Annotated in this window: 22 protein-coding genes and 1 tRNA gene; 3 read left to right on the forward strand and 20 right to left on the reverse strand. The window is 66.9% G+C overall.

Annotated features, from left to right (window positions below):
- Nucleotides 1-56: 56 nt before the first annotated feature.
- The 11 genes from tatC to LRX77_RS07635 form a co-directional block, all read right to left on the reverse strand.
- Nucleotides 57-899, reverse strand: a complete 843-nt coding sequence (gene tatC / locus LRX77_RS07585) for a twin-arginine translocase subunit TatC (protein WP_231832311.1) — start codon at nucleotides 897-899, stop codon at nucleotides 57-59.
- A 12-nt stretch (nucleotides 900-911) separates the two neighbouring features.
- Nucleotides 912-1,211, reverse strand: coding sequence for a Sec-independent protein translocase subunit TatA (tatA, locus tag LRX77_RS07590; RefSeq protein WP_231832312.1), 300 nt, complete (start codon nucleotides 1,209-1,211; stop codon nucleotides 912-914).
- Between the two features lie 87 nt (nucleotides 1,212-1,298).
- Nucleotides 1,299-1,619 carry a hypothetical protein gene (locus LRX77_RS07595; RefSeq protein WP_231832313.1) on the reverse strand — a complete coding sequence of 107 codons (321 nt, stop codon included), beginning with the start codon at nucleotides 1,617-1,619 and terminating at the stop codon, nucleotides 1,299-1,301.
- Between the two features lie 10 nt (nucleotides 1,620-1,629).
- Nucleotides 1,630-2,640, reverse strand: a complete 1,011-nt coding sequence (locus tag LRX77_RS07600; RefSeq protein WP_231832314.1) for a helix-turn-helix transcriptional regulator — start codon at nucleotides 2,638-2,640, stop codon at nucleotides 1,630-1,632.
- Nucleotides 2,637-3,767 carry a helix-turn-helix transcriptional regulator gene (locus LRX77_RS07605; RefSeq protein WP_231832315.1) on the reverse strand — a complete coding sequence of 377 codons (1,131 nt, stop codon included), beginning with the start codon at nucleotides 3,765-3,767 and terminating at the stop codon, nucleotides 2,637-2,639. Before LRX77_RS07605 ends, LRX77_RS07600 begins: the two co-directional genes overlap by 4 nt.
- A 4-nt stretch (nucleotides 3,768-3,771) precedes the next feature.
- Nucleotides 3,772-4,731 carry a hypothetical protein gene (locus tag LRX77_RS07610; RefSeq protein ID WP_231832316.1) on the reverse strand — a complete coding sequence of 320 codons (960 nt, stop codon included), beginning with the start codon at nucleotides 4,729-4,731 and terminating at the stop codon, nucleotides 3,772-3,774.
- 25 nt (nucleotides 4,732-4,756) lie between these two features.
- The gene (locus LRX77_RS07615) at nucleotides 4,757-5,809 is read right to left on the reverse strand and encodes a tRNA (adenine-N1)-methyltransferase (RefSeq protein ID WP_231832317.1); all 1,053 of its coding nucleotides are present in this window, start codon (nucleotides 5,807-5,809) and stop codon (nucleotides 4,757-4,759) included.
- The gene (locus tag LRX77_RS07620; protein WP_231832318.1) at nucleotides 5,806-6,480 is read right to left on the reverse strand and encodes an HAD family hydrolase; all 675 of its coding nucleotides are present in this window, start codon (nucleotides 6,478-6,480) and stop codon (nucleotides 5,806-5,808) included. Before LRX77_RS07620 ends, LRX77_RS07615 begins: the two co-directional genes overlap by 4 nt.
- Nucleotides 6,477-7,760: a cysteine--1-D-myo-inosityl 2-amino-2-deoxy-alpha-D-glucopyranoside ligase gene (gene mshC / locus LRX77_RS07625; RefSeq protein ID WP_231832319.1), complete on the reverse strand. Its 1,284-nt coding sequence runs from the start codon at nucleotides 7,758-7,760 to the stop codon at nucleotides 6,477-6,479. Before mshC ends, LRX77_RS07620 begins: the two co-directional genes overlap by 4 nt.
- Nucleotides 7,761-7,778: 18 nt before the next feature.
- Nucleotides 7,779-8,609, reverse strand: coding sequence for an undecaprenyl-diphosphate phosphatase (locus LRX77_RS07630; RefSeq protein ID WP_231832320.1), 831 nt, complete (start codon nucleotides 8,607-8,609; stop codon nucleotides 7,779-7,781).
- A gap of 150 nt (nucleotides 8,610-8,759) precedes the next feature.
- Nucleotides 8,760-10,139 (reverse strand): M20/M25/M40 family metallo-hydrolase, encoded by a 1,380-nt coding sequence (locus tag LRX77_RS07635; protein WP_231832321.1) that lies wholly within the window; start codon nucleotides 10,137-10,139, stop codon nucleotides 8,760-8,762.
- Nucleotides 10,140-10,347: 208 nt separating this feature from the next.
- On the opposite strand from LRX77_RS07635, the gene LRX77_RS07640 reads away from it, so the two are divergent.
- Nucleotides 10,348-10,435 (forward strand) — tRNA-Leu (locus tag LRX77_RS07640).
- 100 nt (nucleotides 10,436-10,535) lie between these two features.
- On the opposite strand, the gene LRX77_RS07645 is transcribed toward LRX77_RS07640, so the two are convergent.
- The 7 genes from LRX77_RS07645 to LRX77_RS07675 form a co-directional block, all read right to left on the reverse strand.
- Nucleotides 10,536-11,822: an MFS transporter gene (locus LRX77_RS07645; RefSeq protein ID WP_231832322.1), complete on the reverse strand. Its 1,287-nt coding sequence runs from the start codon at nucleotides 11,820-11,822 to the stop codon at nucleotides 10,536-10,538.
- Complete coding sequence (locus LRX77_RS07650) at nucleotides 11,815-12,582, reverse strand: sulfite exporter TauE/SafE family protein (RefSeq protein ID WP_231832323.1); 768 nt, start codon at nucleotides 12,580-12,582, stop codon at nucleotides 11,815-11,817. The genes LRX77_RS07645 and LRX77_RS07650 overlap by 8 nt, the downstream gene beginning before the upstream one ends.
- Before the next feature lie 56 nt (nucleotides 12,583-12,638).
- Nucleotides 12,639-13,898 carry a Dyp-type peroxidase gene (locus tag LRX77_RS07655; RefSeq protein ID WP_231832324.1) on the reverse strand — a complete coding sequence of 420 codons (1,260 nt, stop codon included), beginning with the start codon at nucleotides 13,896-13,898 and terminating at the stop codon, nucleotides 12,639-12,641.
- Nucleotides 13,899-13,926: 28 nt separating this feature from the next.
- On the reverse strand, nucleotides 13,927-14,661 hold the full coding sequence (locus LRX77_RS07660; protein ID WP_231832532.1) for a copper chaperone PCu(A)C: 735 nt from the start codon (nucleotides 14,659-14,661) through the stop codon (nucleotides 13,927-13,929).
- Between the two features lie 118 nt (nucleotides 14,662-14,779).
- A complete protein-coding gene (locus LRX77_RS07665) occupies nucleotides 14,780-15,412 on the reverse strand; it encodes a copper resistance CopC family protein (RefSeq protein ID WP_231832325.1) in 633 nt (210 codons plus the stop codon).
- Nucleotides 15,413-15,519: 107 nt separating this feature from the next.
- Nucleotides 15,520-16,176: a hypothetical protein gene (locus tag LRX77_RS07670; protein ID WP_231832326.1), complete on the reverse strand. Its 657-nt coding sequence runs from the start codon at nucleotides 16,174-16,176 to the stop codon at nucleotides 15,520-15,522.
- Between the two features lie 110 nt (nucleotides 16,177-16,286).
- The gene (locus LRX77_RS07675; RefSeq protein ID WP_231832327.1) at nucleotides 16,287-17,822 is read right to left on the reverse strand and encodes an acetyl-CoA hydrolase/transferase family protein; all 1,536 of its coding nucleotides are present in this window, start codon (nucleotides 17,820-17,822) and stop codon (nucleotides 16,287-16,289) included.
- A 152-nt stretch (nucleotides 17,823-17,974) separates the two neighbouring features.
- Between LRX77_RS07675 and LRX77_RS07680 the strand changes: the two genes are divergently transcribed.
- The gene (locus LRX77_RS07680; RefSeq protein WP_231832328.1) at nucleotides 17,975-18,574 is read left to right on the forward strand and encodes a histidine phosphatase family protein; all 600 of its coding nucleotides are present in this window, start codon (nucleotides 17,975-17,977) and stop codon (nucleotides 18,572-18,574) included.
- Between the two features lie 76 nt (nucleotides 18,575-18,650).
- Here LRX77_RS07680 and LRX77_RS07685 read toward each other — a convergent pair whose 3' ends face one another.
- Nucleotides 18,651-19,538, reverse strand: coding sequence for an alpha/beta fold hydrolase (locus tag LRX77_RS07685; protein WP_231832329.1), 888 nt, complete (start codon nucleotides 19,536-19,538; stop codon nucleotides 18,651-18,653).
- 66 nt (nucleotides 19,539-19,604) lie between these two features.
- Between LRX77_RS07685 and LRX77_RS07690 the strand changes: the two genes are divergently transcribed.
- Nucleotides 19,605-20,312 (forward strand): exonuclease domain-containing protein, encoded by a 708-nt coding sequence (locus tag LRX77_RS07690; protein ID WP_231832330.1) that lies wholly within the window; start codon nucleotides 19,605-19,607, stop codon nucleotides 20,310-20,312.
- A gap of 72 nt (nucleotides 20,313-20,384) precedes the next feature.
- On the opposite strand, the gene LRX77_RS07695 is transcribed toward LRX77_RS07690, so the two are convergent.
- Nucleotides 20,385-20,642, reverse strand: coding sequence for a type B 50S ribosomal protein L31 (locus LRX77_RS07695; RefSeq protein WP_158031502.1), 258 nt, complete (start codon nucleotides 20,640-20,642; stop codon nucleotides 20,385-20,387).
- Nucleotides 20,643-20,702: the final 60 nt, after the last annotated feature.

Raw genomic sequence — 20,702 nt, forward strand, 5'->3', positions numbered from 1 at the left:
TCTCAATCGTCGTCGCTTCTCAATCGTCGTCATTCGTGCAGAACCTTCGCTCTGGGTCACTTCGTCGTGTCGCCGACCTCGGTCAGATCAGAGCCTCCGGGGATGTCCGGGTCGGGCAGTGCGTCGTCGTCGAGCAGGTCTCGTTCTCGTCTGGCTGCGCGTCGGTCGTGCAGCCAGGAGATGAGGCAGGCGATCAGATAGAGCCCGAGCATGGGGCTCGAGAGCAGGAACATGCTGAGGATGTCAGTGGGCGGAGTGATGAACGCCGCGAAGACGAGGGCGACGACGATCGCCACGCGCCAGCCCTTGATGATCGTCTTCGCGCTCATCACGCCGACGAAGTTCAGCAGCACGAGCAGCAGCGGCAGCACGAACCCGATGCCCATGAACAGCATCAGGTTCATCACGAACCGCAGGTAGGTGTCGGCGCTGATCAGCTGCACGTCGTCGGCCGACGCGAAGCTCGACATGAACGACACCAGGTTCGGAAACGCCCACCAGCCGAACAGACAGCCGGCCAGAAACAGCGGGATCGCCGATCCGACGAAGCCGACCGCGGTGAGCTTCTCTTTGCGCAGCATGCCCGGCGCGAGAAATCTCCACAGTTCGTAGAGCCAGATCGGAGCGGCGATGATGATGCCCAGCACCATCGTGATGTGCATGCGCACGTTCAGCGGACTCGACACGTCCGAGTAGTTGATCTGCGTCTGCCGACCGGTCTTCTGCATCACCAGCAGCAGCGGCTCACGCAGGGCATCGAGCACATACGGCGCCAGGAACCATGCACCGATCGCCGCGACGACGATCGCGATCGCACAGATGATGATGCGCTTCTGCAGCTCCACCAAATGCTGGGCGATCGACATCGTGCCGTCGCGACGCTTCTTCGTCTGAGACACCGCCGGCGCCGGCTAGGCGTTCTTGGGCGCGTCGCCCTCAGCAGGCCGCGCAGGCGCAGACGGCTGGGTGGCCTCCTGCTGAACAGGAGCCTGGACCGGCGGCTGTTCTGACGCCACTGGCGCTGGCTGCTGCGCCTGAACAGGCTGCTGGACCGGAGCGGAATCGGCAGCCTTGTCAGCTTCGAGCCCCTTGACCTCTTTGCGGAAGATGCGCATCGACTGGCCGAGGCTCTTCGCCAGACCGGGCAGCTTCGGCGCGCCGAAGAGCAGCAGGATGACGAGGACGATGATGATGATCTGCCATGGTTTCATTGCGGTCGCTCCAAGAGTGTGGGGAATCGTGAACAGTATAGCGGTGAGTCCGATATTACCGAGTCGTGTCTTGGGTGACTCGGCACGTCAGGAACGGGTGCGACGCAGCCGACGGTACTTCGCCCGGGCCGCACGGGCGGCCATGACGCGGCGTTGCTGCGCCTCTTCGATCTCACTCGTCGTGAGTGACGGCGCCTCGTCTCCGAGGTCGACCTCGGAGGTCTGCCGCAGCCGATGCTCGAGCAGACGAATCTCAGCGGCCAGCGGCTGCAGCGATCTCGAGACCTCGTCGACCGTCGCCATCAGTCGATGTGCCGACCGTCGATACCGGGGCAGGCTGACGGCGACCACGATGACCAGCACGAGCACCGCCAGCATGATCAGGCCCAGCGAGATCCAGAAGAACATGCTCATGATCCTACTCGTCAGTCGACTCCCCAGACCGCACCCGGTCGGCATCCGGCGAGACCGCCAGCCCGCGACGGGCGTGGTCGGCCACAGCCTCGCGCACCGACGACGGAGCCAGGATGCGCACGCGACCGGGCAGCGAACTCACATGTCTGACGAGTGCGGGCACCGACGCGACACTGACCAGGCGGCGCACCGGCCAGCGCACATCGTCTGTCAGACGCTCGCCGAAGGCCATCAGCACACCGGCCGCCTCGACCTGCACTTCGAGCGTGACCATGATCGGCTCGGTCGTTTCGTCGACGCTCGCATCGTGGGCGGAGGCCATGGTCGGCGTCGCGCTCTCGGCTGCTGTCTGAGGCTGGTCGCTGCGCTCGACTGCCGCCATGCGATCGAGGCGGAAGGTGCGTCGACGCGTCGCCCCCGCACTGTCGACGCCGTCCGTTCCCGAGAGGTACCAGGCACCCTGGGTCATGCGAACGCGCTCGACGGTGACCGTGCGGTGCGACCGGCGCCCGGATGCCGAGGTGTAGTCGAACTCGACCGCTCCTCGGTCGGCGCCGCAGGCCCGCAGCAGCGCGATCGTCTCGGCGAAGCGCCCCTCGCTGCGGGTGGTGACCACGCTTCCGCCCAGCCGTGCGGCGAGCCGGTTCGCCGCAGCCCGCCGCTCGTCTGGCAGCAGTGCGGCCAGATAGTTCAGCGCCGCTGAGAGCCCCGCGAGTTCGCGCGTCGAGAAGCGCTGCACGTGGTTCAGGCCGACGGAGTTCGTGATCGTCACCCGATCGTTGCGCTCGAAGTCGTCGTAGTCGATGTCGAACAGGTTGCCCGGGTCATAGGCCGCAGAGTCGCCGGGAACGCCGACCAGCGGCAGCATGCGCACGGTGTCTCGCACCTGGTCGGCGGGCACGCCGAACCAGTCGGCGATCGACTGGACGGTCGCGCCCGGGTTGGCGAGCAGCCAGGGCACCAGGACCAAGGCGAACCCGAGGCGTCGTGTGGCCGCACTCGACTGCTCGCTCATCGCTCGCCCGCCGTGCTGTGATCGGCCAGCAGACGACGCTGCTTCGCCTCGACGCGGGTGCGCAGGCTCTCGGGCGAGATCACGGTCACTTCGTCTCCGTAGCCGGTGATCTCGTCCGCGAGCAGGTCGTAGTCTGTGGTCTGCACGTCGAACGTGGTCTCTGCTGTGGTCGTGCCGCCGACGGGATGCAGACGATCGCCGAGGCGCACCGCAGCCTCACTGCCGGGGCGCACCCGCAGGCGGGCGCTCAGACGCCGCCTCAGCTGCTCGAGATCGTCGATGACCGCCTTTGCCCACTCTTCGCGACTGTGCACTGCGGCGATGACCCGGGCATCGTGCACGCGGGCCCGCTGCAGGTCGTGCTCGTCGACGGAACGGGCGACTCCGCGGATGCGCTGCAGCAGAAACGTGCGCCGCAGCTCGGGGTCGTCCAACCGTGCCGGGCGCTTCGGCAGGCGGTCGAGGTCGACTCCGTGCAGGTGCCACCGGCCGTCGACCAGCACGACCGCCAACGGCAGCACTGTGCGCCGCGTGGTGTCGTCGTGATCCTGCGTGTGGTAGTCGAAGCGCACGATGCCTCCCTCGAGCGCGGCTGCCTGCAACGGCCGCAGATTGGGCTCGTAGACCATGACGTCGAGCAGACCGCTGACCACGAGTTCGGGAGAGGACTCCTGGAGCGAATCGGGCGCCGCCGCGCCGTCGCCGGTGTCTGGGCCTCTCGGCGCGCTCAGGGCGCGAGCTCGCTCTGCGACCCGTCGGCCCTCCGACGCGTCGAGATGTGACAGCAGCAGCGCTGCTGCGGTGAGCAGGCCGAGATCGGCGCCGCTGAGCTCCAAGTCTTCTGGCAGCGCGTACTCCTGCTCGTCGATGTGGTAGCGGGTCAGCTGATTGTCACCGGGCGCCCAGAGGTCGTCAGCGGCGACGACGTCGATGCCGAGGGCGCGCAGTGCCGCCTTGTCGCGCTCGAACCGTCGTTCCAACGCTGACATCGAGACTCCGGCGGCCAGGTCGTCGCTGTAGCCCGAGACGTCGCTGAGAATCTGCCGCTTGGTGAGCCCGAAGCGGGTGTGCTGGAGAGCCAGCACGAGATTGAGCATCCGCTCTTCGGCGGTCACCCGATCGGCCATGGTGTCACTCGGCAGCCGGAGTGCGGGCCAGCACGTCGATCACCAGCAGATCGCCGACCTGCGACTGATAGCTGGTCGGCACGTGCACGATGATCTGAGAGCCGATGGGCACCGAGGTGAGGGCACGTTCCATGAGCCCCAAGAAGGCGTCGTCCGACTCCTCGAGTTTCAGCTGAGTGAGCTGGCCGTCGTCCCAGGTCGACTGCAGCACTTTGGCGCTGCGCGTCTTCGCCGAGGTGTCGAACATGGTCATCTGCAGCTGCACGGTGTCGCCCGTCTGCGCGGTCTCTCCCGAGTCGCCCTTGACCAGCACGGCCGACTCAGGAGCGTCGGCAGAAGAATACTCGTCGCCCAGCACCAGGCCGGGCCGGCCCGTGGTGTCTCGCACCACCTGCGGGAAGCCGCTGACGGGCGCCTGCTCCGCACCGTGGGCACGAGAGGGGAAGCTGTTGCGCACCGTGCCGATCACGACGACGTCGCCGGAGCCGCTGCCGTCTGTCGACGTGGGATCGGCTCCGTCGACGTCGGGCACCACCAGGGTGAAGACGTCGCCCACACGCTGGCCCTTGAGCGCATCGGCGATCGCCCCGTAGACCGGGGAGTTCAGCCCGCGCAGAAACGACACTGAGACGGCCGGAAGGTCAGCCGCCTGACCGAGCGCCTGGCCGGTCTTGAGATTGAACATGCTCACACCGAGCAGCACGGCATCGCCATCGACGTCGACGAAACGACCGTCGCCGGTGCTGCCGATGCTCAGCTGCGTACTGTCGACCTGCAGGTCGGGCTGCGGGTCGATGCTCGAACGCGAGAGGTCGAAGTCCGAGGTGACCACGGCATCCGAGGCATCGCCCGGAGCGACCGCACGATCAGGCTGCGACGAGCATCCCGCGAGCAGTGCACCGACCAGCGCCAGAACCCCCACACCCGCGCCGATGGTCGATCTCATGGCCTTCTGTGAACGCATGTGTATCTCCAATCCGTGTGACAGCCTACTCGGCTGCCCGTTGGTCGCGCTGACGCTGCGCGGTGCGCACCGACTTGCGCAGCTTCTTCTCAGACGTGTTGCGCGCTCCGACCGAGCCCGGCGTCCAGACGGCCAAGTCGTCGGGGTCGAAGGCGTCTTTGGCCGGTCGCCGCGAGATCTCGGGCAGATCGACCCCATCGGCCAGCCGGCGTGCCGACGTGAGAAAACCGGTGTGACCGATCATGCGGTGCTCGGGGCGCACCGCGAGCCCCTCGACATGCCAGTCGCGCTCCATCGTCTCGGTCGCCTGCGGCACCGTGAAGCAGCCGCGGTCGCGAATCGTCTCGGAGACCCGAGAGAGCTGCGTGACCGTCGCCACGTAGACCACGAGCACACCGCCCGGCCGCAGGGCCGTCGCTGCCGCATCGATCGTCTCCCACGGAGCGAGCATGTCGAGCACGACCGCATCGGCCGAGCCCTCGGCGACCACTGCCGGCAGCTCCTGCTGCAGATCGCCGACCGTCACCGTCCAGTTCTCGGGATGACGCCCGAAGTGCCCGCTGACGTTCGCATCCGCGATCTCGGCGAACTCCTCGCGCCGCTCGAATGAGAACAGCCGACCGGTCTCGCCGAGACTGCGCAGCAGCCACATGCTCAGTGCGCCCGACCCGACGCCGGCCTCGACCACACGCGCTCCGGGGTGCACATCGGCCAGCGCCAGAATCTGCACGGCGTCTTTCGGATAGATGATCGCGGCACCGCGCGGCATCGACAGCACCTCGTCACGCAGCAGCGGGCGCAGCGCCAGATACCGCACGCCCTGCGTCGACTCGACCACGCTGCCGTCGGGTGCCCCGATGAGATCGTCGTGGCGAATCGCGCCCTTGTTCGTATGAAATTCTGCGCCACGCTGCAGAATCAGCGTGTGCATGCGCGCCTTCGGGCCGGTCAGCTGCACCTTGTCGCCGATGCGAAGGGCGCCGTGCTGTATTTCGCCGCCCTCGCTCGAGGCGCCTCCAACGGCCGCCTCGGGCTGCGGTGCTGTGGTGTGGTCGGTCATCTGGCCTTTCTCGTTCATGCGGTGCGCACCTGTTCTGCGACCGTCTGGCGCAGCCGTGCGACATCGACGCCCTGAAGGGTCTCCCACAGCAGATAGTCGCTCGACTCGGGCAGCGGCAGCACGCAGGGCACGGCGATGGTCAATAGGCCTGCGGCGGATGCGCTGCTCACCCCGGTCGGGGAGTCTTCGAACGCGATGGTGCGGGCTGCCGATGTGCCCAGGTGTTCGAGCGCGCTGAGATACGGATCTGGGTGGGGCTTGCCGCGTGAGACCTGATCGCCGGTGATCACGTGCTGGAACACTCCGGCGGGGGCCGCTTCGGCGACCGTGGTCGCCGTGTCAGTGTGCGACATCGTGACGATCGACTGCGGAACGCCCGCGTCGCGGAGCTCTTGCAGCAGGTCGAGCACGCCCGGTCGCCAGGGGATTCCCATCGAGGCGTAGCGATCGGCGACGCCGGAGCTCACCGTGCGGATCACGCTCTCGACCGGCAGGTCGACGCCCGCCGCGATCACGAGCCGGGCCATGACGTCGAGGGCGGCTCCGACGCTCGCCTTCGAGTCCTGCTCGGTCCAGACTCCGCCGTGTTCGCCGACGAGTTCGACCTCCGACTCGATCCAGTAGCGTTCAGAGTCGATCAGGGTGCCGTCCATGTCCCAGCAGACGGCTTCGAGTTCACCGGCGCTCATGCGACATCGGCCTTTCTGGTCAGATCGATGCCCAGCAGCGCCTGCGCGGCGTCTGCGATGAGCTCTGGAGCCTCGGGGCTGTCGGCCCAGGCGTCGAGCACGCCGAGCGCGCGCGGCGCGTCGAGATCGTTTGAGAGTGCCTGACGCAGATTCGCCAGCACGGGGTTGTCGGCCTCGCGACGGTGGTCGCTGCCCTGCATGGCCACCTGATAGGCGCTGCGCCATTCGGCGAGGCGCTCCTGTGCCTTGGCGACGTCCACGTCGTGCCACTCCCAGTCAGACCGGTAGTGATGCGCGAAGATCGCGGTGCGCACGACATCCGGTTCGATGCCGGCGTCACGCAGCCGATGCACGAAGACCAGGTTGCCGAGCGACTTGCTCATCTTGCGGCCGCGGTAGGCGACCATGCCGACGTGATTGTAGATGCGCGCCAGAGGCAGTTCGTTGATGGCCGTGGCGTGCCCGGAAGACATCTCATGGTGCGGAAAGATCAAGTCTGACCCGCCGCCCTGCACATCGAAGTTCGGCCCGAGGCAGCGCTCGGCGATGACCGAGCACTCGATGTGCCAGCCGGGACGACCGACGGGCAGCCCGATCACCTGCCACGAGGGCTCTCCCTGCCGCTCGGCTCTCCAGAGCAGAGGGTCGAGACGGTCGCGTTTCCCGGGCCGTTTGGGGTCTCCCCCGCGCTCCGCGAAGAAGCGCAGCATCTGCTCGAGCGAGTAGCGCGACTCCTCTCCGAGTGTCCAGGCGGCCAGGGCCCCATCGGCGGCACGAACGTCGAAGTAGATGTCTTCTTCGGCGTCGGCGCTCTCGACGCGATAGGCGAACCCGCCTTCGATCAGTTCGAGAACGGCCTGTCCGATCTGGTCGATGACCTCGGTGACGCCCACCAAGTGCTCCGGCGGAATCGCCGACAGCCACTCCATGTCGGTGCGGTAGAGATCGATCTGCTGGGCGGCCAGCGTCTCCCAGTCGGCGCCGGTCTGCTCCGCGCGTTCCAGCAGCGGATCGTCGATGTCGGTGATGTTCTGTGCGTACTGCACCGCAATACCGCTGTCGATGAGGGCCCGGTTCAGCAGATCGTACGTGAGATACGTGGTGGCATGGCCGATGTGCGTGGCGTCGTAGGGCGTGATCCCGCAGACGTACAGACGGGCGGTGCGGCCGTCGTCGGTCGCCGGCAGCAGCGCATCGCTCGCATGATCATAGATGCGCACCGGGCGTGGGGCTGCCGCAGCGGGCAGATGGGGCGGTGCGGGTGTCGACCAACTCTTCACAGTAAGAGCCTAACGTTCTCAGGCGGCGATGACGCCGGTGCTCAGTAGGATGATCAGCGTGACTCCGAGCACCACTCGGTAGATCACGAAGGGTGCGAACGAACCGCGCTGCAGGTACTTCATCAGACGGTCGATGACGAACCAGCCCACAACGAACGACACGATGGTCGCCACCAGGGTCGGGAAGAGCTCAGGCACGTCATGAGTCTCGCCGCGAACCGATTCGATCAGCTGGAAGACGCCCGAGATGACCACGGCGGGAACCGCGAGATAGAACGAGTACTTCGCCGCCGTCGGACGATCGTAGGAGAGTCCGCGACCGACGGTCGTCGTGCCACCCGAGCGCGAGACACCGGGAATCAGGGCGAGCGCCTGCCCCAGCCCCATGAACAGGCCGTCACGCAGCGTCAGGTCGCCAAGGCTCTTGCGCTTCGGCGCCCAGCGATCGACCACGCCGAGTACGATGCCGAAGACGATCAGCATGACGGCCACGATCCAGAGGCTGCGCAGCGTGGTCTCGATCTGATCTTTGAAGAGCAGACCCAAGACGCCGATCGGGATGGTGCCGATGATGATGACCCAGCCCATGCGCGCATCAGGGTCGTTACGCGGGATGCGCCCGAACAGCGCCGCGAACCAGGCTCTGACGATTCGGACGAAGTCCTTCCAGAAGTAGACGATCACGGCTGCCTCGGTGCCCAGCTGGATGATGGCCGTGAACGCCGCGCCCGGATCGTTGGCTCCTGGCAGGAACTCGCCGACGATGCGCAGGTGCGCACTCGATGAGATGGGCAGAAACTCAGTGAGCCCCTGCACCAGTCCGAGGATGAGGGCGTCGAGGATGGACAACAGCACACCTTTCCGGTGATCAGCACTTGATGATGTCAGGAGCGGGCGCGAAGAGCGCACCGCGGCGGGCCCGTCGACTTCGCTCGGGCACCGCACACCAGACTAGACCACCGACACGCCCATTCGCCGAACCGTGCACTCTGGGGCCGGTCAGTATCGTTCGAGCAGGTCGCCCAGCACCTCTTCGCCGAAAAGCAGTGCCGAGAGGGGGATGCGCTCGTCGACCGCGTGATACGACCCCGGAAAGTCGAAGTCGTCTGGCACACGGGTCGGCACGAACCCGTATCCGGTGATGCCCAGGCGAGCGAGACTCACATTGTCGGTGCCGGCGTTCAACAGATACGGAAGCACGACCGCTTCGGGGTCGTGCCGGGCGATCGATTCCCGGATCGACTGCACGAACTCGCCCTCGAAGGGAGATTCATAGCCGACGCCCTGCTCGATGATCTCGATGGAGATGTCCGGGCCGACGGCCTCCCGAACACGTGCGAGCACGGGGTCTTCCTGGCCCGGCAGCGGACGCACGTCGACGAGTGCCTCAGCCGATGCCGGAATGACGTTCTGCATGTACCCGGCGTCGATGACAGTGGGAGTCGTGGTGTTGCGCAGTGTGGCGCTCAGAAACGGCTTCGCGAAGCCGGCGGCGGCGACCACGTCTTCGGGCGGCGTCGAGGCGGGCAGTCTGGCCAGATCGCGGATGCCATCGACCAGCGCTCGCGTCGTCTCGGTCAGCTCGATCGGCCATTCGAGTGCCCCGATCGCAGAGACCGCCCGCGCGATCGCGGTGACCGGATTGTCGTGGTTCACCGCCGAGGCGTGGCCGGCTGTGCCGCGTGCCCGCAGCCGCAGCCAGGTATGCCCCTTCTCGCCCGTCTGCAGCAGATAGGCCCGTCGGTCGCCGACGGTGATCGAATACCCGCCGACTTCGCTCAGGGCCACTCTGGCGTCGGCGAAGAATTCCGGATGCCGGCGCACCAGCCAGCCGGCGCCCGCCGAACCGCCGGCCTCCTCGTCGGCGAAGAAGGCCAGGATGACGTCGCGGCGCGGCCGTCTGCCCTGCTCGGTGAAGTGCTGCACGTTCGCCAGCATCAGACCGAGCATGTTCTTCATGTCAACGCTGCCCCGCCCCCACAGATACCCGTCCCGGATGACTCCGGCGAAGGGATCGACGCTCCAGTCGCTCGCGTCAGCCGGAACCACATCGGTGTGACCGTGCAGCATCAGCGGTGGAAGCGTGCGATCCTGACCCGGCCACCGTGCGATGACGCTGGGACGCGCGGGAGCATCCGGAGTCGCTGCGGGACCGACGATGACGGGATCGAGGCCCTGCCCCCGCAGGAAATCCGCGATGTACGCTGCAGCCGGGCCCTCTCCCCTGGCGTTGCCGCCTCCGTAGTTCGTCGTGTCGAAGCGCACCAGGTCACGGACGATGCGCACGACGGCGGGCAGGTCGACGTCATCCTCACCGAGACGAGCAGCACTGACGTGTGAGTTTGAGGGAACGCCCGCAGCGTCGTCATGAATGACCATGGCGAAATCGTATCCTGTCGCGGCCGAGCTCAGTGCCCGTGCTGACATGGAACGTCATCTGGTCGACGTGCGACATGCCCGGGATGCATCATCCTCGCCCGCCTCGGATCGCCGGTCTCTGGCCGATTCGGCGCGACGCCTCAGGCGGTTTTCCCACTTCGTGACAAACGTGCTAATCTCATCTGGTGCCCTGCGGGGCGCAGCACCAGCCCGGGTGGCGGAATAGGTAGACGCGCTAGCTTGAGGTGCTAGTCCACAAATTATCGTGGGTAGGGGTTCAAGTCCCCTCTCGGGCACAGAAAGAAGCCCTCGGAACCATCGGTTCCGGGGGCTTCTTCTCATTCTCTCGACACACTCGGCGCCACTCGACCTGCCCGAGCCCGCCCTGCCCGAGCGTCAGCGGCGCACCGCGTCGCCGACGTATCCGGGTCGAGTGCCGATGACGGCGAACGGCAGCGAGATCGCCACACAGACCAGCAGATAGGCAAGCGGCAGCATCCAGCCTCCCGAGAGTTCGTGCAGCAGGCCGAACAGGAATGGTCCGGCCGCGGCGATGAGGTACCCGACGCCTTGGACGAATGCAGAGAGCTGGGAGGCATGCATCTGCGTGCGGGCCCGCAACGGGATCAGCACCAGCACCATGCAGAACGTGAGCGGGCCGAGGCCGAGCGCCGCCACCCAGAGCATCGGCAGATGGCCCGGAGACACCATCAGTCCGATCAGGCCGACGGCGAAGCAGACCGTCGATACGGCGAGCAGCGGGCGAAGCGTGGCCTGACGTGAGGTCATCGGCGGGATCACCACGCCGAGCAGGATGCCCAGCGCGGTGAACAGCGACAGACCGAATGCCGCCGAGGCCGCGTCGACGCCGGCATCGCGAAGCAGCGCGGGCAGCCACGCGAACATCGCGTACACGACCGTCGACTGCGCAGCCATCATGACCGCGATGCCCCATCCCTGCCAGGTGCGCCACATCTGCACGCTCGCCTCGGGTATCCTCCCCGCAGGCGCCGGGTCTGGGCCATCGGTGATCGTGCCACCGGCGGCAGTCTCACGCATCGCGGGAGGAGCCTTCTCGACGCTCGTCTCAGGCCTGCGCACGTTTCGTCGACTGGTCAGGATCACGACGCCCCACAGCAGCGCGGCGAGCAGCGCGGGCACCGCCCATGAGGCGAGACCGACACGCCAGCCGGCGGCATGACTCAGTGCGACGATGTAGATCGGCGGCACGGCGGTGCTGAGCCCCAGCGTGATGCTGTACGCAGAGGTCATCATGCCCACGCGTCGGGGAAAGAACAGTTTGATCGTGGGCGGCGCCACGATGTTGCCGACGCCGATGGCGAGAAAGATCAGCCCGGTGCTCAGGCCGAACGCCAGGTCGCTGTGCACCGAAGCGCGCAGCATCTGTGCGCCGGCGGTCACGACCATGGCGGCGGCGGCGAGCACGGGCAGCGACATGCACCGCACGAGCAGCGGCGTGACCAGACCGGCACCGGCGAAGAGCAGCTGGGGCAGCGCGCCGATGACTCCCTGCATGACGGTGTCGAGTTCGACGTCCTGGTTCACCAGTTCGATGATCGGAGACAGAATCGTCGCCGCGCCGCGCAGATTCAGCGCGGTGAGCACGATCGCGCAGGCCGCGAGCAGAGGCCGCTGCCGTCGCGCGGGCGGAGTTTCAGCCACGCTTCAGCGCCTTTCGCACCATCTGCAGCGCACTCAGCACCAGCAGCACCGCGAAGAGCCCCATGGCCAGGCGCGTGTCGATCACGTGCACAAGCCATCCGCCGAAGATGGTGCTCAACGCCCCCGGAAGCCCGGTGGCTGCGGCCAGCCGCAGGCTGACGTTGTGATTGCGCAGGTTGCCATACGTGCCGCTGACGCCGCTGGGAAGCATCGCGATGAGCGAGGAGCTCTTCGCCAGGTTCGGTTCGAGTCCGAGCGTCAGCACGAGGACGGGAACGATGATCAGGCCGCCCCCGATGCCGAGCAGGCCGGCAAGAGCCCCCACGAGCAGACCGAAGCAGACCAGAAGCACCAGTGACAGGGGCTGCGGGTCGAATCCGCTGCCCTCGGACGGCAGATCGATGAAGAGCCGCACTGCCGTCAAGATCATCGCCAGCGCGAAGAAGAGCTGCAGCGCCTTCGGTTTGACGCGCTGCAGCAGCCAGGTGCCGAGGAACGCTCCGAAGAACGACCCGACGCCGATGGCGAGGCCGGGAATCAGATCGATCGTGCCGTGCGACGCGTATGTGATCACGCCGACGACGGCGATGGGAACGGTCGCCGCCAGCGACGTGCCGCTGGCCAGGCGCTGGTCCAGGCCGAGCATGACCAATACCGGCACCATGATGATGCCGCCGCCGACGCCGAAGAGTCCGGAGAGCACTCCGGCGAACACTCCGAGCACAGCGCCCTTGACCATCAGCGATCGCGTAATCTTCACCCGGCCAGCCTAGACCAGCCCCGCGTCGTTCCGAACCAGGCCACTCGGGAGCGCCGTCACCCGACCACAGTCTCGCCGACGTAGCCGCCCGCGTCGCAGCCCGGAGGGATCGCGAACGACGCAGAGCCGATCGGCACGGTCCACTGGTTGAGCAGGTCCATGTCGGCAAGCGACTGCTGCACCGGCACGAACTGCTGCATGACGTCGGCCTGCCACGCGCCGAACAGCAGACCGACATCGGCCACCCCATCGGCATCCACACCGTCGTCGTAGCTGTAGCCGCGACGCATGATGCGCACCCGGCCGTCGGCGTGACGGGCGCGCCGCATGTGGGCGGCGAGATCGATGATGGGAAAGCCGACGGCGTTCTTCGCGTCGAAGTCCGGCTCGTCGAACTCGTCGGTTCCGGTCAGCGGAGCACCCGAGCCGAGCCGGCGCCCGATGCTGTTCTCGCGTCCCACGGGGTCGACTTCGTCCCACGTCTCCAGATTCATCCGAACGCGACGCAGCACGAGCGTGGTGCCGTTCTCCGTCCACGGTGCGAATCCGCCCGATGCACCCCACACCTGCTGTTCGAAGGCGTCAGTACCCGGTCGCGGGTTCACCGTGCCGTCTTTCTGCCCGAAGAGGTTGCGCGGCGTGGTCGTCGGCGACTCACTGTGCCGGGCGCGCTGAAAGCCCTGCTGACGCCAGGCGACCGTAGCGAAGAAGCGCATGTTCTTGATCATCACGCGTTCGGTGTGCGAGAGAGTGATCGGATCGTCGCTGCCGATCATCAGCAGCAGGTCTCCCCCGCTGAACTCCGGCCGCAGCCGGTCGATCGAGAAGGCCGGCAGGCTGCCCACCCCGGGTGGCGGCGTGCGACCCGCGAGCTCGAACACACGAGCCCCGAAGCCGATCGTCACGGTGAGCCGCGCGGCCGGCGCGGCCAGATCCGGGTCGCTCATAGCCAGCGACGGCACACCCTGAGTCAGGCGCGAGGCATCGTCACTGATGATGCGCAGCGCACGACGCAGCTGGTCGACGCTCGCTTCCGGGCGCAGGGTGAACCCCAGATAGCCGACATGCGCCGGAGCCGGGGCCTCAACGGCCGCCTGCCGACGGCCGAAGAAGGCGACCGTCTCGTCGCCGCTGACCATCGCATCCGTCGAGAGCGGCTCAGCGCCCACCAGCCGCTCGCGCGCGACCCAGCCGCCGCCGACACCGACGGCCAGACCTGCCGCAGTCGACCCGACGGCGCCCAGCAGACTGCGCCTGCTCAGGCCGCCGGAGCGACCGACGGAGTGCGCCGCCGAGGCCGACGAATCGTCAGACATCGGCCGCGCACCCTCGATTTGGCCGTGGTCAGCCATGGTGCTGCTCCGACATGCCGTCGCCGCTCGTGCTCGTCGAGCCGCTGTCTTCCATCTGCATGTTCGGATCGTCCGTGTAGCTCTCTTTGGCCCCCGTGTACTGGCGCACCGGGGCCGCGAACTGCGCCGACGACCCGTCTTCGAAGTGCAGCGTGATCGAGACGCTGTCGCCCGGCTGCAGCGACTTCTGCAGCGACATCAGCATGATGTGGTTGCCGCCGGGCTGCAGATCGAGCGTGCCGTCGGCCGGAACCATGAAGCCGCCCTCTTTCTCGCGCATCGTGGTCGAGCCGCCGTCGGCGACGGTCTCGTGCAGCTGCGTCATTCCGGCCACCTCGGATTCGGCCGAGACCAGGTGCAGATCCTGCCCCGTCGTCGAGTGCAGCGAGCCGAATGCGGCCGTCATCGCATGTGAGTCGCTGCCGGCGTCGGCGGCTTTCACCCACGGGTCGCAGACCTGCACGTCGCCCGCGGTCTCGCACTGCTGATCGGCCGCAGAGCTCGACGCGCTGTCTGCGGCGTTCGAACTGTCGGAGTTCGACGAGCTCGCGCAGCCGGCGAGCATGCCGCCGGCCAGCACGAGACCGCTGAGGGCGACGCCCCACCGACTGTCGAGACCGCTGCTGACACTGCCACGCGGCGCCGCCTTCTCGATCGTCGGATGTGCTGCGGTCGCGCCGAGTGTCTGCGTCGGCTGATGAAGGTGGTCGTTGTGGTTGTCGTTCATGATGTTCACGATGAGTTCTTTCGGGTTCGCGAAACCGGCGAACCGCAGTTCGCTCGTTTCACTGTGTCTGATTCTGTTTCTGAGCAGGGCGGAGCCGAGCGTCACAGGGCTCGCACCGTCATTTCGAGGTGCGGCGGCTGCGCCGAAGGCACAGGACGATCGCCACGACGGCGATCACGACGAGCACGACGCCGGCGATCGTCCAGGCGATGGTCGCCCCGAGGTGATCGCTGTCGTCGCTCTGCCCGCCGGCCTGCTGGTCGCTCGGTGCTGCGGATGCGCTGCTCGCGCTCGGCTGCTCGCCCGGGGCGGTCGTCGCTTCGGGCGCCGTCGAGGCTCCGGCTGCCCCGACGGTGAAGGAGAACGTTCCCTCGACTGGGTGTCCGTCGCTGGAGACCACGTGCCAGGCGACGGAATAGGCGCCGTCGGCAGTGGCCGTCACGGGAACGGTCACAACCCGCCTGTCGACGCTGGCCAGGCCGTCGCCGGCGACCGAGGAGCCATCCGGGCCGTGCACCTGGATCTGATTGGCGACGCCGGTCAGCACCTCGTTGTTGAATGTCAGCGAGACCTGAGTCGGCGCCGTCGCCAGTGTCGCTCCAGCCGCTGGATCGGAAGAGGCGAGGACGTCGTGAGCATGTGCCCGGCCGGCCGCCCATGGCTGCAGGGCGAGCAGGAGGCCGACGAGCAGGGCGATGGCCACGGTGAACGTGGTTCGCGTGCGCGCCGGCATGACGGTGTGATTGTGCATGAATGAGGTCTTTCGTCTGAGTGTGCGATGCCGCCGCCGCGTTTCACGCACCGTGAGAGCTGACGCGCGGTGAGGCGTCAGCGTGCGGCGAGGCGATGTACTGTGGATCAGACCAAGACGGGTGGGCCGCGTAAGGTGCGCACGCTGCCGAAGCAGCGGCTGCGCGGTGCCCGTGCGGCGGCTGCGAACGACGCTCGCAGCCTCCGCGTCGTCGAACGGGCAGGCTGCAGCGCGAGGGTGAGCCAGGCCACGACACCGGTGAGGAGTCTGGCCACGAGCCGTTCGATGCAGGGGAGCAGGCCGAGCCACGCCAGACAGAGGACGATCGCGATTCCGTGGGCGACCAGCATCGCGGGCCCCGCCGCATGGACGGGCGCGGCCGTGATCGATTCTGCGACGCCCATGTTCGGCATGGATGCCGTCATGGTCGATGCAGCGGCGTGATGATGCGCGCCGGCGGCCGCGACAGTCGGCGAAAGCCCCCCGCCGGAGACGCTCGAGGCGCTCTGGTCGAGGCCGAGCAGCAGGTGCAGCATGCCTTGGCCGAGCCCCACGGCGAGCACGGCAGAAACCCATTGGCCGGTGCGTCGCAGCGCGAGCAGCAGAACAGGCGCAGTCACGACCACGGCGATCGCGAGAGGGAAGCCAGAGGGCACGTGCTGCTCGACCGCGGTGTGGGCGAGCCCGCCCACGGCGACTGAGAACACGGCACTGAGGTAGGCGTGAAGCACCCTGTGCGCCCCCGACTGCCTCTGCCTCTGCATGATGGACTCAGTCTATCGGTTCTGACGCACGACGTGGGCCGCCGAGACGCCGACAGGGGCGTGGGCCGAAGACGACCCACGCCCCTGTCGCGCAGCATGCTGGGCGCGGATCAGTCCTGCTTCATCGACCCGGTGTCGAGGAAGCGCTGATGCCAGCTCAGTGCCTCTGGCAGGATGTGCGGGGTCTGCCCGGCGTTCGGCTGCGCGTTGGCGCGGTCGAAGTAGTCTCGCAGCTGGTCGCGGTAGTCGGGATGTGCGATCGCGATCATGGCCTCGGCACGCTGACGAGGCGTCTTGCCGCGCAGGTCGGCGAAGCCGAACTCCGTGACGACCACCATCGTGTCGTGCTCGGTGTGGTCTATGTGCGACGCGAACGGAACGATCGCCGAGATCTTGCCGTCCTTCGCCGTCGAGGGGCTCAGGAAGATCGAGATGTAGCCGTTGCGGGCGAAGTCTCCGGAGCCGCCGATGCCGTTCATCATCTTCGTGCCCATGATGTGCGTCGAGTTCACGTTGCCGTAGATGTCGGCCTCGAGCATGCCGTTCATGGCCACCACTCCGATGCGACGGATGAGCTCTGGGTTGTTCGAGATCTCTTGTGGTCGCAAGAGGATGTGCTTGTTGTAGAAGTCGATGTTGTCACGGAACTCGCCGACCGCATCAGGACTCAGCGAGAGCGCCGTCGCAGAGGCGAGCTCGACGGTGCCTGACTTGATGAGGTCGAGCATGCCGTCCTGGATCACCTCGGAGTAGCATTCCAGCCCCTGGTAGCCCGCGCGTTCCAGGCCGGCCAGCACGGCGTTGGCGACGTTGCCGATGCCGGACTGCAGCGGCAGCAGCCGCCCCTCGGGCAGGCGGCCTGCGGCCTCTTCCTGCTTGAAGAACTCGACGACGTTGTCACCGATGGCCTTCGAGCACGAGTCCAGCGGGGTGAACTTCGTGTTGCGGTCGCCGCCCTCGGTCTCGATGACGCCGACGACTTTGTCGGGATCGACACGAAGACGGCCGATGCCGATACGGTCGTGCGCCGTGTTCAGCGGAATCGGCCTGCGGTTCGGGGGCGTGCCGATCGAGTAGTAGACGTCGTGCACGCCGTCGAGCTGCTCTGGCTGCCATTCGTTGACTTCGAGGATGACTTTGTCTGCCTGCTCGATGTAGGTCTTGTTGTTGCCGAGCGAAGTCGAGGGAATCAGGTCGCCGTTCTCGTCGATGCCTGAGATCTCGATGACCGCGAAATCGAGATGGTCGAAGAACCCCTCTTCGACCTGCTGGGCGAGATGAGAGAGGTGCGTGTCGATGTAGCCGACCTCACCCGAGTTGATCTGCTTGCGCAGAGCGCCGTCTGTCGAGAACGGGGTGCGAAACGAGATGGCCTCGGCTTCGGCGAGGATGCCGTCGAGCGCATGGTCGGTCGATGCGCCCGTGTACACCTTGATGCTGAAGTTCTGCCCGTTCGCATGAAGTGCATGCGCCCGCTTGGCAAGCGCTTCAGGGATCGCCTTCGGGTATCCTGCACCCACGAAGCCGCTGAATCCGACGGCCGCGCCGTCGTGGATCAGGGCCGCAGCATCGTCTGCCGTAACGATCTTGCTGCGGAAGATCTCGCTACGGATACGGTCTGTGTTCTTAACGTCATTGGTAGCCACGGTCCAATGCTAGCCCACGGCGAGAGCGGCCTCTGACCGCCCCGGGGAATCGTATACAGAGTCTGCGGTTACACTGTCTTCGGCCCGTTCTGGAACGTTCGGACGCAGCTGAGCAACGGACGATCGAGCAGCGGGAGGCGAGGAAGGTGCTCATGGATACGACTCTGTGCCTGGTCAGACACGGCGAGACCGACTGGAATGCGGAGCACCGCATTCAGGGCGGCACCGACATCCCGCTCAACGACACCGGTCGGGCGCAGGCGTTCTCCGCAGCGCAGGATCTGCGCCGCCATTCGTGGGCCGGCATCTATTCGAGCCCGCTGTGCAGAGCGTTCGAGACCGCCGAGATCATCGCAGCAGAACTGCATCTGCCGGCGCCGCGGTGCATCCCCGCGGTGCAGGAGCGCAGCTTCGGAGAGATCGAGGGACTCACCGTCGAAGAGCGCATCGCGCGCTTCGGCGACGAGGCCGACGTACCCGGGCTCGAGAGCCGTGCCGACGTCGTCGCTCGAGCGCAGCCCGCGCTCACGGCACTGGCCGACCAGCACGCCGGCGAGCACCTGCTGATCGTCTCGCATGGCGGTGTGATCGGTTCGCTGATGCGTTTCGTGACGGATCATCAGCGCCCGCGGCCTCAGGAGTACATCCATAACGGCAGCGCGAACGAGTTCTGTGTGTCTTCAGCCGGCCACTGGTCGCTGAGCCGCTACGACGCCCGCCCCGGCAGGCCGGACTACCGGCCGGTTCCCTGAGGCGAAAGACCACCTGCTCCGAGCTGCGCGAGAGCCCGCGTTCGGCGACCTGCCGGAAGCAGGCCCTCGAACCGGCTCACGCCGTTGCGCCTGTGAACGGTCGAATCCAGCTGTCGGCCTGACGCCAGGCCTCGTAGTGCACGAGATGACCGACGCCCTCGACGACCTCGAGGCGGGCATCTGGGAGGGCCTCGACGAATGAGCGCTGAGACGAGAGCGGCACGATGTCGTCACGATCCCCGGCGATGACGAGCACCGGCATCGTGAGGCTGCGGGCGTACTCCCCCGTGTCATGCGTGATCGAAGTGTGAAAGGCCTCGAGCAGACCCGCCGGCGAGTCGAAGACTGAGAAGTAGGCCTGATGCTGGGCGTGTATCCATGCACGCAGCTCAGGAGCACGCGTCTTCGCCATGATCTCGCTCATCACCCGCACGACGAGTCTCATCGAGAGCACGCGACGTGCGGCGCCCTCCGGCAGCATCGCGACGAGCCGGTAGTAGCCGAGCGCGGCCAGACTGCCGAAACGCTGCGGGCCGCGCAGCGCCGGCTGGCTGATCGGGTTGATCAGCACGACGCGGCTCGGGCGCAGACCTGCGGCGACAGCAGCGCAGACCACGATCGACCCGAAGGAGTGCCCCAGCACCGGCACCTCTGGCAGCCCGATCACTGCGGTGAAACGCCGCAGCCACGTCGCATACGCGTCGATGGTGTTGCCTGCGGCCAGGTTCTCGGACTGCCCGAAGCCGGGCAGATCCGGAGAGATGACCCGCAGACCGCGGCAGAGCCCCTTGGCGATGAGGTCGAGGCCCTCATGCGTGCCGCGGAATCCGTGTACGAGCACGATCGTCGGCACGACTCGATGCTCTGCGTCTGACGCACCGCCTGCCTGAGCTGCTGCCGTCTCGTCGTACACCCAGTAGGTCGTGGTCGTGCCGTCGATCACCGTCTGCTTGCGCTCAGCCATCCGCCCAGTCTACGTCGCGCCCGCCGGCATTCCTCCATGTCCGAGGCCGCCGCTAGACTTCAGCACATGGAAAACACCCCGAAACTGCCCGAGTGGGCGCGTGACCTCTATGTCTTCGACACCGAGACGACGGGGGTGAACACTGACACGGCACGCATCGTCAGCGCCTACGTCGGCCGGCTCGACGACACCGGAGCGGTCACGGCCGAACGCTCCTGGCTGATCGACCCGGGGGTCGAGATCCCCTGGCAGGCTCAGAAGGTGCACGGCATCAGCACCCAGCAGGCTCGCGCCGAGGGTCAGCAGGCCGCTGACGCCGTGGCCGAGATCGTGACGACGCTGCGCTCGGCGCTCGAGCAGGGGGTGCCCGTGGTCGCCTACAACGCCCCGTACGACTTCTCGATCGTGCAGAGCGAAGCGGTGCGATACGGCATTCCGCCGCTGGTCAACCCGAGCCCCATCATCGATCCGCTGGTCATCGACAGGGCGGTCGACACCTACCGTCGCGGAAAGCGCACGCTCGCCGTCACCACCGACCACTACGGTGTGCGACTCGACGATGCGCATCATGCCTCCGCCGACGCACTCGCCGCCGGCCGTCTCGCCCAGGCGATCGCACAGGCGTACCCCGAGCAGCTCGACGTGAGTGCGCAGCAGCTGCACACCGAGCAGATCGACTGGGCTCGCGAGCAGGCTGACAGCTTCATCGACTACATGCGTCATACGAGAGGCATGGCCGACTTCTGGACGAGCGGCAGCTGGCCGGTTCGCTGAGAACGGCCGACAGACACAGAAAGAGGGACGCCATCTCTGGCGTCCCTCTTTCTGCTATCGCGTGCGAGTGGCTCAGGAAAGCTTGCCGAAGCCCTTGTACCGCGAGTTGAACTTCTCGACGCGACCGGCCGAGTCCATGATGCGCTGCTTGCCCGTGTAGAACGGGTGCGAAACCGACGAGATCTCGACGTCATAGACCGGGTAGGTCTTGCCGTCGGTCCATTCGATGGTCTTGTCCGACTTCACCGTCGAGCGGGTGAGGAAGGTGTCGCCGCTCGCCAGGTCGCGGAACACGACCGGAGCGTAGTCGGGGTGAATGCCTTTTTTCATTGAGTGATCCTTTTGTTCGTACTCAGACGATTCTGCACGCGATGCGCGTAAGCCAAGCAG

The organism is Pseudoclavibacter sp. 13-3 (assembly GCF_021168475.1).
Taxonomy (GTDB): Bacteria; Actinomycetota; Actinomycetes; order Actinomycetales; family Microbacteriaceae; genus Pseudoclavibacter_A.